10 protein-coding genes are annotated in these 10,351 nt (G+C 59.1%); 6 read left to right on the top strand and 4 right to left on the bottom strand.

Features of this window, described 5'->3' with window-relative positions:
- Positions 1 to 172 precede the first annotated feature (172 nt).
- Positions 173 to 463, bottom strand: a complete 291-nt coding sequence (locus tag QMX93_RS27535; protein ID WP_282358664.1) for a nucleotidyltransferase family protein — start codon at positions 461 to 463, stop codon at positions 173 to 175.
- A gap of 314 nt (positions 464 to 777) precedes the next feature.
- On the opposite strand from QMX93_RS27535, the gene QMX93_RS27530 reads away from it, so the two are divergent.
- Entirely contained in the window at positions 778 to 1,950 is a 1,173-nt protein-coding gene (locus tag QMX93_RS27530; protein ID WP_282358663.1) for a hypothetical protein, read from the top strand.
- 170 nt (positions 1,951 to 2,120) lie between these two features.
- The gene (locus QMX93_RS27525; protein ID WP_282358662.1) at positions 2,121 to 2,642 is read left to right on the top strand and encodes a lysine methyltransferase; all 522 of its coding nucleotides are present in this window, start codon (positions 2,121 to 2,123) and stop codon (positions 2,640 to 2,642) included.
- 8 nt (positions 2,643 to 2,650) lie between these two features.
- On the opposite strand, the gene can is transcribed toward QMX93_RS27525, so the two are convergent.
- Positions 2,651 to 3,295, bottom strand: a complete 645-nt coding sequence (can, locus tag QMX93_RS27520) for a carbonate dehydratase (protein WP_053123831.1) — start codon at positions 3,293 to 3,295, stop codon at positions 2,651 to 2,653.
- Positions 3,296 to 3,436: 141 nt separating this feature from the next.
- Here can and QMX93_RS27515 point away from each other — a divergent pair, with 141 nt between their 5' ends.
- A complete protein-coding gene (locus QMX93_RS27515; protein ID WP_282358660.1) occupies positions 3,437 to 3,841 on the top strand; it encodes a serine kinase/phosphatase in 405 nt (134 codons plus the stop codon).
- Positions 3,842 to 3,986: 145 nt separating this feature from the next.
- Here the strand turns inward: QMX93_RS27515 and rimI are convergent, their stop codons facing one another.
- Both rimI and QMX93_RS27505 read right to left on the bottom strand, forming a co-directional pair.
- Positions 3,987 to 4,439 carry a ribosomal protein S18-alanine N-acetyltransferase gene (rimI, locus tag QMX93_RS27510; protein WP_282358658.1) on the bottom strand — a complete coding sequence of 151 codons (453 nt, stop codon included), beginning with the start codon at positions 4,437 to 4,439 and terminating at the stop codon, positions 3,987 to 3,989.
- On the bottom strand, positions 4,432 to 5,178 hold the full coding sequence (locus tag QMX93_RS27505) for an energy transducer TonB (protein ID WP_282358665.1): 747 nt from the start codon (positions 5,176 to 5,178) through the stop codon (positions 4,432 to 4,434). Before QMX93_RS27505 ends, rimI begins: the two co-directional genes overlap by 8 nt.
- A gap of 219 nt (positions 5,179 to 5,397) precedes the next feature.
- Here QMX93_RS27505 and mksB point away from each other — a divergent pair, with 219 nt between their 5' ends.
- From mksB to mksF, 3 genes are read left to right on the top strand one after another with little or no spacing between them, the layout of a single operon-like run.
- The gene (mksB, locus tag QMX93_RS27500; RefSeq protein ID WP_282358655.1) at positions 5,398 to 6,675 is read left to right on the top strand and encodes an Mks condensin complex protein MksB; all 1,278 of its coding nucleotides are present in this window, start codon (positions 5,398 to 5,400) and stop codon (positions 6,673 to 6,675) included.
- Positions 6,665 to 7,366 (top strand): Mks condensin complex protein MksE, encoded by a 702-nt coding sequence (gene mksE / locus QMX93_RS27495; RefSeq protein ID WP_053123840.1) that lies wholly within the window; start codon positions 6,665 to 6,667, stop codon positions 7,364 to 7,366. Before mksB ends, mksE begins: the two co-directional genes overlap by 11 nt.
- A complete protein-coding gene (gene mksF, locus QMX93_RS27490; RefSeq protein WP_053123843.1) occupies positions 7,363 to 10,203 on the top strand; it encodes an Mks condensin complex protein MksF in 2,841 nt (946 codons plus the stop codon). Before mksE ends, mksF begins: the two co-directional genes overlap by 4 nt.
- Positions 10,204 to 10,351: the final 148 nt, after the last annotated feature.

Here is a 10,351-nt window from a genome sequence, read left to right as displayed (position 1 = left end):
GGCTTGCTCGCGAAAGCGGTGGGTCAGTCAACATCATTGCTGATTGATACACCGCCTTCGCGAGCAAGCCCGCTCCCACATTTGTTTCACTTCGAACTTGAGTCACCGTCCAGACTTCACACCCATTATTCGCAGTCTCATTCAGTTATTAACTGATAGATCAGTTCCCTTTTCATACAGGTCGCGACTGTTCCAAAACCTGTTGGCGAAATTTGAGTGGAATATCTTCCGGGGTTCGCAAGTCAACGGTGACGCCCAGTAATTCCTCAAGCTCCACCTGAAGCCCTCCTAGATCAAACAATGTGGTGCCGGGCTTTGGATCGACCAAAAGGTCGAGATCACTGCCTTCTGTATCGGTGCCCATGGCCACCGAACCAAAAACACGAAGGTTGCCCATCTGAAATCGGCGGGCAACCGCACGGACAGCGATTCGTTGCAAATCAAGAGCAGTAGAGGGCTTCATGGTTTATCGCGACAGGATTCAATCGCGAAAGTCTAACCGTGCAGCAGATCAACAATCACCGCACCATTTGTAACCCAACCGTCACATCCCCCCAATGGGAGAAGCTCGATGGCCTCAAACAACGCAATTGCGCATGACTGTGCGCGGGCAACAACCCATGGGCGATCTGACCAACGCCCTGCACTTTCCAGCCTGATAAGTCCGCCTTCGACTTGCGCAAAAAAACCGTGTTGCCCGACTTCTCCGGGCATCACGGCTGATCCACTATGAGGCGCCCCCGAACGAGCGGGACTCACGCTGAAAAGGATCTGAGCATGTTGAAAATCGCAGGACTCACCCTCGCCGCGCTCACGCTGAGCGCCGCCGCCCACGCCGATGTCGACCTGAAACTCGGCAGCAGCGAACGCGTTACCCGTCTCTTCGCCTACCCCAACAACTGCAGCGTCATCTGCTTTCGCAACTGGACGCTGGAGCAGACCGTCGCCCACTACCTGAACCAGAGCGTGCAACGCGACGGTTACGCCAATGCCAAAGTATTGGTAAAAACCGATAACGGTCAGCTCTACACCGAGATAACCGGCGTGCCGAAGGGTTACGACAAACCGTTGTCGGCGCTGCTCGATGCCGGCGATCTGGCTTACAAAGGCGCCAGCCAACTCAACGCCGACGGCAAATGGGCGTACAGCTGGTATCTGTTCCTGCCGCTGGGTATGGCCCTGGAAAACCGCAAAAGCATCGAACTGCTGCACTTCCCGCCGGATTATTCGCTGACCCAGGCGCAGGATTATCTGCGCTCGAACACCACCGATCGCTGGGCAACGTTGCTGACCGCAAACGGTATTCCTGCGGCGCAGACACCAGCGTTTCAAACCATCATCGACATCGCCCCGATCGCCGCGCCCGCCAGCGCCGGCAGTGATCTGGAAGGCGTCTACGGTTACTTCAAGGACTACCAGACCACGCTGGTCAAACAGTTCAGCCAGAGTGCCAGCGGTAGCGTGCTGCCGATGGTGGCTTTTGGATCGCCCGTCAGAAACTGGATCAAAGACCAATACGGGCCGACCGTGAGCGTGTTAGGCCTCGCCACCATCACACCGAGCAAAGGCGTGAACGTGCCGGTATTGGGCTCCAATCACCCGAGTTACATCTGGTACGCCGCCGACCCGAAAAGCTACACCGGTGATGACGCACAAGCCAAAGCCGATGCCGCCGGCCTGAAAGTGATGGGACAGGATTTGAGCGCCGCTTGTTGGCAGGCCGGAATGGGCCGCAAACCGGGCAGCGACCCGAAGACTCTGCTCAACAGCTGCACACAAACCTGGCAGGTGACGCAGAAGGTCAAAACCTGCGAGCTCTTCTACACCTCGATTCGCAATCTGAGCGCAGAACAAGCCGCCGCGAAATGCACCACCACGCCGATCAAGGCTGAACTGCAGCAATTGCAGGCACCGCTGCCTGCCGCTGCCGTACCGGCCCCACATTTATAGGTATTTGCGCGTCAGTTTTGGCTGACGCGCAAAACCGCCAATCACGCCTGTCAGATCTGACAGTAGACCGGTTCTGTCATATATCGCAGGATTGGATCCATAAATCGTGTTGCAGGACTGACAGGACGTCAGCCTACGGAAGTCGCAGCACCCGTTGGACAAGGATTGTTATGAACAGTCATGCCGTTCACGCCCGTCATGCGTGTGATTCGCCGGGCATTTATCCGTTTGCCGGCCTCCCCGTGCGTCTCGGGTTTCCAGCCAGCGATGACTTCGAAATCATTCACGATGACGATGGCACCGATGCCGTGATCGCGCATCGGGAGTTTCTGCGCATCACCCGCATGTGTCGCGTATCGGGACAAGTGTTGCCCTATCGATGTCGGCAGACCCGGCAACTGCAAACCGGCCTGCATCTTTACGACCCACGCTTCTGCGGATTGCTGGAACATTCCTGCAACCCCAACGTGTTTCTCGACATGAGCGAATTGTGGCTGTGGGCGCTGAAAGATATCCACAGGGGCGAACGGCTGACCATGGATTTCGCGGCCACTGAAGACAAACTCTTGCGCCAGTTCGCTTGCCATTGCGGATCGTCGCAATGTCGTGGGTGGGTCACCGGTTACGACGAACCACCCAACCGCGAAGGCCAACAGTTTTTACAGCGCAGGCGCCACACGGGCCTGCGCTGAAACGCTGATTACGGCGCGCCGACCGGACGCAAACGATACTGCGGCGGCAATTGCTCGAAACCACTGATGGTGGTGTTGAGACTTTTCCAGCGGCCATCCTTGATGCCATAGATGCAGCCGTGGATCGACAGGCTCTGCCCACGATGCCAGGCGTTCTGGATGATGCTGGTGTGGGCGACGTTGGCCACTTGCTGGATTACGTTGAGTTCGCACATCCGATCGACCTGTTCTTCTTCGGTCGGCAACTTGGCCAGTTCTTCACGTTTTTCGTAGTACAGATCGCGAATTGAACGCAGCCAGCCGTCGATCAGGCCGAACTGGCGATCCTGCATCGAGGCGCGCACACCGCCGCAACCGTAGTGGCCGGTGACCAGAATGTGCTTAACCTTGAGCACATCCACCGCGTACTGAATCACCGAAAGACAATTGAGGTCGGTGTGCAGCACCACGTTGGCGACGTTGCGGTGAACGAACAGATCGCCCGGCAACATGCCGACGATTTCGTTGGCCGGTACGCGCGCGTCGGAACAGCCGATCCACAGATACTCCGGCGTTTGCTGGCGGGCCAGTTTGGCGAAGAAATCCGGGTCTTCCTTGGTGATCGCGTCAGCCCAACGCTCGTTGTTATCAATCAGGTCTTGTAAGTCATGCATGCTGTAAGGCCTCAAGAAAGATGCGCTGGTATGACAGTCGACCGCCCGTCGGGGTCACGCTTGAGCCGAAAGTGATTTCGTTGGAATTCTCGTGTGCCCGGTGAGTCCACCTTAGTAAGGCCCACAGTATGAGGAATTGCTATGACTGATTCACGACGCCCCTACGATGCGGTACAGCCTGAGCCCATCGATGATAACGAAGACCGCATGGGTTCGGTGCATGAGCTGGATTTCGATGAAGACGAGCCCAGCGCGAAGATCGGTGATGAGATCCCAGAGCGGGAACGCGAGCAGTTGATGCCCAATGAACGTGTGCGTGAGGCCGGGATGACTGGCGCCTCGGTTGCCGACCATGAGCCGACCGACGATGACATGAGCCCGGAAACGCTGATCCTTGAAGACGGCGCGCGCGATGCCGAAGAGGCTGGCGAAGGCAATCAGGCGGATTGGGATTTGAGCATTGTCGATGAGGATGACATTGGCGGTGGTAATGGGCTGGATGAGGCGGAACTGGCGCGGCGTGATCCGATGGATGGCAAGCGCTGACAAACCCGATCCCCTGTAGGAGCTGCCGAAGGCTGCGATCTTTTGATCTTTTTTGCATGATCCGGAACAAGATCAAAAGATCGCAGCCTGCGGCAGCTCCTACAGGGGGGATGTTGTATCCGCAGGAGCAGAATGAGTCAGGGGGTCAGTCAACCAAAGTGCAGGCCATGACCACCGCATCTTCACGCCCGCCCACCGCCGGATAATAATCCCGACGCCGGCCAATCTCGTTAAAGCCATAACGCTCATACAACCGGAACGCCGCCGTATTACTGTCGCGCACTTCGAGAAAACACTCCCGAGCCTCAGCCGCATACGCCCGCGACATCAGATGCTCCAGCAGCGTCAGCCCCAACCCTCGCCCCTGACTCTCCGGTTTCACCGTGATATTGAGCAGATGCGCCTCATCGAGAATGATCTGCACCACACCATGCCCAACCTGTTGCTCACCTTCGAACATCAGCCAGATCTGGTATTTGCCCAAGCCGTCGAGAAAAATCCCGCGCGTCCACGGATGGCTGTACGCGGCGAATTCAATCTTTAGCATAGCGTCCAGATCCGCCTCGATCATCGGGCGGAACGATACAGCGTCACTCATTCGATTCTTTCCAGCGCGCCATCAGCCGACGCATGGCTTGCCACACAGCGGCTTTGCGCTGTGGCTCTTCCATTAACAATTCCAGACCGGGAATGGCCCAGGCTGAGCCCAGACCTTCGATCTGCAACTCACGATTGAATGCTTCAGCGTCCGCCTCACCGGCAAAACGCACCGCCGGCAGACCGATCAGCCACAGGCAGGTGCAGGGTGCGGATTCCATTTGTACCGAAAGGAAACCCTGCACAAAGTCGCGCGCCGCATCCGGGCCCTGATCCATGGTGCCGCGATTGAGCCACGGCCAACGCACTGGCTCGCCGACGATTTGCGGTGCATCCGGCAGGCCGGCGGCACGCAGCATGTCTTTGAGCAATAAATAAGCAGGATCACGGCTCTGGAACGGTTCGCCTGTGGGTAACTCGACCAGCAGCAGGCAACGTCCGGCCCGCAATAATTGTAGGGCGAAACGCGGCGGCGGCACGGGTGCAGGCTTGGCGACGACTGGCGTGTCGTCGGCCTCTTCCACCGGTTTGGCGTTGGTTCGCGTGCTCGCCAGCGACGGGCGCGGCACTTCGATCTTCGGCCGTTCGCTCGGGCGCGCAACAGGCTGCACCGGCGCTTCGGCCTGAGGCGCGGGCACCGGCGGCGCTTCTACCTCGGGCTCGGGCATGTCCAGCAGCTCGGGGCGCGAGGGGGCGGCGAAGGGCAATTCGGTGCGCGGCAGCCAATTGACCACCTGCATGGCGTTCAAATAGGCGCGGCGGCGGGACTCGATAAGCAAAGGGTCGGCCACTTGTGGATAACTGAAGTGGGCTGATTCTACCGCCCTTCGCCCAAGATCGCCCGTTGTTGATCAATCACTTGACCGAAAGAAAAACAACAGCCTGTCCCTGGATTGAATCGTATCGGCTGCGATGCAGTACAATCGCCGCTTTTCATTGCCAACCAGCCGGGCATTCCGATGATCGAACCCAAGCGCGTCTTGCGCGCCCTCGCTGAACACTGGGCGCTTCTGGAGCCTTTGTGTGAGCACTTCGACCAAGGCACATTGAGCCTCAACGAACTGCGCACGCAACTGGCCGCCCAACAACTGGACAGCACGCCGCAGGACATTACCAGCCTGCTCGACGTGTGGATTCGCCTCGATATTCTGGTGCCGGTGGCGAAAAGCCCGAACCGGTTCGAGCTCAATGCGCAGATTCACGACTTCCTCGCTTACCTGCGTCGTGAACACCGTTTGGGCCTGTGCCTGGAAATCGAAGCCTATTTGCGTCACCTCGAACGCCTGGCCGGTTACATTCAGGATGCGTTCGACGTTCGCGACGGTCACGACCTCGCCCGTCAGCTGCGTTTGCTCGACATGCGCGTTCGCGATGTTCTGAAGAAACTCGACAACGACGAACAAGCGCTGGTTGCAGTAGCCGAACGGGCCAAAACCAGCGATCGACAGATTCCCTTGCGTCAGCGTTACGCCGAAGTACTGGCGACGTGGGACGAATACGTCGAGCCGATGATCGATCTGGTAAACGCCGACGGCGCCTTCGAACAAGGCGTGCGCAAGGTCGAAACCGTGCTGCTGAAAATGCTCAGCGAGCAACAGCGCCTCGGCCATCTGGTTGACGATGACATGCTGCTGCGCACCCACGCGCGCATCCTCGAAATGCAGACCAGCGCTCAGTTGACTCTGCGGCATGCCCGCGAACTGTTGCTGCCGCTGCGTGAAGAAGCCCGCCGGCACAACGCCGTGACCCGTGGCGCCGCGCTCGCACTGGCGGCGATCCGCCGTAAAGGCATCGACGCCGTGCCGCAAGCCGCGATGCCGATGTTCACTCGCCCGCAAAGCACCTTCCTCGGCAGCGCCAGTCAGGTCGAAGCCTACGTGTACGCGTTGGCGCGTTTCGAACCGAAACCGGCCCGCTTCCCGAAAGCGCACAAAACCCAGAAAGGCGATGCGCCACGTGCCCCGCGCACCGTGCGCGAGATGGTCGACCGTTGCGAAGAATCGCTGCCGATGCCGGATCTGATGACCTGGCTGCTCGAGCAGGAACCGGACGGCGCCACCGACGAATTGCTCTACTGGTTCTCGCGCCTGTCGCGGGAAAAACGCTTTACCCGCGAACGTCTGGAACGCCGCGAATACCACACTCATGAGCACCAGGTCAGCCTGCGCTCCTTCGCCCTGCTCTCGGCCCGCGACAATGCCGCCGAGGATTCTGCGAGCATCCCCAATGCATCTTGATCTCTCCGAACTGTCCCAACTGGCACCGATCTTCCGCGAGCTGTTCAAGGGTTACCACGTCAGCCGCCGCGACCCGGAACTGTACGCGCAACTGTCGAACTTCCAAGATCAATACCGCACGCTGTTCAAGGCGCTGGGTTTTGAACTGGTCTGCGACACCCGTGGTTTCTACTACTTTGTGCCGGACATGGCCGCTGCGGCGGTGAACAAGACGGCGCAGCGTCTGGCGCTGTTCACCTTCATCCTCGTCGAGCATCTGGCCGATCAGGGCCGCGACCCGATCGCCGTGCTCGATGGCGGCAGTCTCGGCCGTGAAGAACTGCCGTCGCTGCTGGAGAAATACCGCGACCTGTTCATTCAGGCCGAGGTGCAGACCGTCGAAGAGCTCGAAGAAAAGATCATGCGCCGCATGACTCAACTCGGTTTCGCCGGTGAGGAAAACGGTGTGTACCGCTTCCTGCCACCGATGCACCGTTTCCTCGACGTGTGCCTGTCGGTGCAGCAAGACCGCGATCTGGCGGCCAGCGTGCACAGCGTATTGCCGCTGCCAGCGCCGGTGCTGATCGACGAAGCGGCGGAAGCCAAATTCCTCGAAACCGACGATCCACTTGATCTCAGCGAATTTGATGAAGAGAGCGAAGAAGACGCACTGGCCCGCGCCATTGCCGAAGAACAGGAGTCCGACGCATGAGCCAGGAACGCTACGGCATCCGCCGCTTTGCCCTATTGAACACTGCCGGTTACAGCCTCGGCCTGTTCCCGCTGGAAGAACCGTTGTCGGTTTACGGCGCGAACAACCTCGGTAAATCGGCGTCGATCAACGCCTTGCAGTTCCCGATTCTGGCGCGCATGTCGGACATGAGTTTCGGCAAGTACAGCCTCGAACAATCGCGGCGCTTCTACTTCGCTTCCGACACCAGCTACATCCTTGTCGAAGTGAATCTGCCACACGGCCCGCACGTCATTGGTGTGGTCGGGCGTGGCCCGGGCGGTGGTTTCGGTCACCAGTTCTTCGCCTACGCCGGCAAACTCGATCTGGCGCATTACCAGAAGAACGACACCTGCCTGCGTCAAAAAGAGCTGTTCAACAACCTTGAGAAAGAAGGCCTGAAAGCCTACGAACTCAAGCCCGATGAGCTGCGTCGTTTGCTGGTGGGCGGTCACACTTCGATCCCGCTCGACCTGACCCTGATCCCGCTGCGCTCCACCAGCGAGCAAAGCCTGAAGACTTTCCGCGCGCTGTTCATCAACCTGCTGCACATGCGCGAAATTACTGCGGCCAAGTTGAAGCAGTTGTTCCTCGATGCCTTCGAACACAGCCTGCGTTCCGGCAGCGTCGATTACATCGCCGCGTGCGAAGAAGCCTTCCGCGACGTGCGTCGTATGGAACAGGACTACAACTCGCTGGTCGCTGCCGGCCCGTTGGTTGAAGCCTTGGCCAACGGCGTGAAACAGCGCGACGTGCTGCGCGGCAAACTGCATCGCCTGTCGCCGCTGCTCGATTCGTTGCTCGGCACCTGGTCGGATTACGCCAGTGCGCGCAAGGAAGAGCTGACCATTCAGGCCGACCACTACCGTGGCGAGCAGGACAGCCTGCAAAACAATCAGCGCGGCGGTACCCAGGAATTGATGCGTCTGGAGCGGGAAATTTCCGGCATCCAGCGCTGGCTCGGCGAGCTGTCGGTACTGAAGAATCGCTTTGCTTTGGTCGATGACGTCAAAGTGCTGGAGCAACAATTGCTCGCGGCCAAAGACGCCCACGACGAACTCGCCGGCGCCTTGGCGCAATCGCGTCAGTTCAGTGCAGAAGATCTCGAAGAACGCCTGCGCGATCTGGAAAAACGCCTGAAGTCGGTGAAGCAGCAACTCGATCACGCCGACAACAACAGCTACGCACGTCTACGCGAAGAGTTTTCGCAGCAGGACGTCGAGCGCCTGATGCGTTTGTTCAACAGCGCGCTGTTCAGCTTGCCATTGGGCGAACACGGCATCGCCCTCGACGAGGATGGCCAGTGGGTCAAATCGATGGAGCTGATCCTCGATGGCTTCAAAGGCGAGCGTTTCGAAGTGCCGGGCCTGTCGATCGATATCTCCAATATCGAGCCGCCAGCCCTGCAAGCGCTGGCCGATCGTGCCGCGTTGCGCGATCAGAAAGAGCGTCTGGAAAAAGAACTCAAGCAACTGAAAACCCAGCAGGCTGTTGCTGCTGACCGCTCGGCGAGCAAGACCCAGACCGAAGCGCTGTACCAGCAAGTGTTGGACGCACAGAAGGCGCTGGAAGATTTCCGTCGCACGCAGACGTTGAGCGCTGAAGAAGGCGACAAGCTCGAGCAACTGGCGCAGATGGAAGGCGCGCAGGACGAACTCAAGCGTTCCAGCGATGCCTTCACCGAACGCGTCCAGCAACTGTCGGCCAAGCTGCAACTGGTCGGCCGTCAGATCGCCGATATGGAAGCCAAGCAACGCACGCTCGACGATGCATTGCGCCGTCGTCAGTTGCTGCCGGCGGATCTGCCGTTCGGTACGCCGTTCATGGATCCGGTCGACGATTCGATGGACAACCTGCTACCGCTGCTCAACGACTACCAGGACAGCTGGCAAGGCTTGCTCCGTGCTGACGGTCAGATCGAAGCGCTGTACGCGCAAGTGCGCCTCAAAGGTGTGGCCAAGTTCGACAGCGAAGACGACATGGAGCGCCGTCTGTCGCTGCTGATCAACGCTTACGCGCACCGTACCGATGAAGCGCTGACGCTGGGCAAGGCCCGTCGTGCAGCGGTCACCGACATCGCCCGCACCCTGCGCAACATTCGCAGCGACTACGACAGCCTCGAGCATCAACTGGCGCTGTTCAACCGCGAGATCAACAAGCGTCAGGTCTCCAACCTGCAGAGCTTCCGCATCGTCCTCGCGCCGAACAAGGAAGCCCTCAAGCACATCGATCAGATCATCCACAGCGCCGGTCAGTACGAAGAAGGCGAAACCCTGTCGGTGTTCGACCTCAGCCAAAGCGCCGAGCAGGACAACAAGAACGAAGAGGCCAAGGAATATCTGGCGCGGTTGGTCGCGGCAAACCACAACCAGCTCGGTCTCAAGGACTTGTTCGAACTGGCGTTCGAGATCACCAAGGTCAACGGTCAGCCGGTGATCCACACCGACATCGATGGCGCGGCGTCCAACGGCACGACCATGACCATCAAGGCGCTGACCAACATGTACTTGTTGCTGCACTTGATGGATCGCGATCAGGCCGGCCGCGTGCGTCTGCCATACTACCTAGACGAGGCGGCGGACATCGATGAGAAGAACCAGGCCGCACTGCTGGAAACCAGTCTGCAACTGGGCTTCGTGCCGATTCTGGCGAGCGTGAAGCCGCAGGTCTGCGCGAGTGTCGCGATCGACCTGGAAGGCGGCAGCGGCCCGGCGGGGATCTACATTGATGAGGCGGACTGGAAGTACATCCGTCGCCATGATGTGGTGAAGGCCACGGTGAATGTTGAAGCGGATGAACCGGAGCTGGATGCGGTTTGATCGGCGTTAACTGAAGATAAAAAAAGGGCCGCGATCTGTTTGGATCGCGGCCCTTTTTTATGGCTTGGGGTTTGTGCTGATTTTGCGGGCCCTATCGCGAGCAGGCTCACTCCTACAGTTGGAATTGGTTCCCCTGTAGGAGTGAGCC

The organism is Pseudomonas sp. PS01303, assembly GCF_029959385.1.
GTDB classification, from domain to species: Bacteria; Pseudomonadota; Gammaproteobacteria; order Pseudomonadales; family Pseudomonadaceae; genus Aquipseudomonas; species Aquipseudomonas rustica.
Note: the sequence above shows the minus strand (reverse complement) of the source record. Positions and strands in the feature narration are given on the sequence as shown.

Bases quoted from the DNA above. Each gene is read 5' to 3' on its own strand.
- can (WP_053123831.1), bottom strand. From the start codon at position 3,295: ATGCATGACTTACAAGACCTGATTGATAACAACGAGCGTTGGGCTGAC.
- mksB (WP_282358655.1), top strand. From the start codon at position 5,398: ATGATCGAACCCAAGCGCGTCTTGCGCGCCCTCGCTGAACACTGGGCG.
- QMX93_RS27530 (WP_282358663.1), top strand. From the start codon at position 778: ATGTTGAAAATCGCAGGACTCACCCTCGCCGCGCTCACGCTGAGCGCC.
- QMX93_RS27515 (WP_282358660.1), top strand. From the start codon at position 3,437: ATGACTGATTCACGACGCCCCTACGATGCGGTACAGCCTGAGCCCATC.
- mksF (WP_053123843.1), top strand. From the start codon at position 7,363: ATGAGCCAGGAACGCTACGGCATCCGCCGCTTTGCCCTATTGAACACT.
- rimI (WP_282358658.1), bottom strand. From the start codon at position 4,439: ATGAGTGACGCTGTATCGTTCCGCCCGATGATCGAGGCGGATCTGGAC.
- mksE (WP_053123840.1), top strand. From the start codon at position 6,665: ATGCATCTTGATCTCTCCGAACTGTCCCAACTGGCACCGATCTTCCGC.
- QMX93_RS27505 (WP_282358665.1), bottom strand. From the start codon at position 5,178: ATGCAGGTGGTCAATTGGCTGCCGCGCACCGAATTGCCCTTCGCCGCC.
- QMX93_RS27535 (WP_282358664.1), bottom strand. From the start codon at position 463: ATGAAGCCCTCTACTGCTCTTGATTTGCAACGAATCGCTGTCCGTGCG.
- QMX93_RS27525 (WP_282358662.1), top strand. From the start codon at position 2,121: ATGAACAGTCATGCCGTTCACGCCCGTCATGCGTGTGATTCGCCGGGC.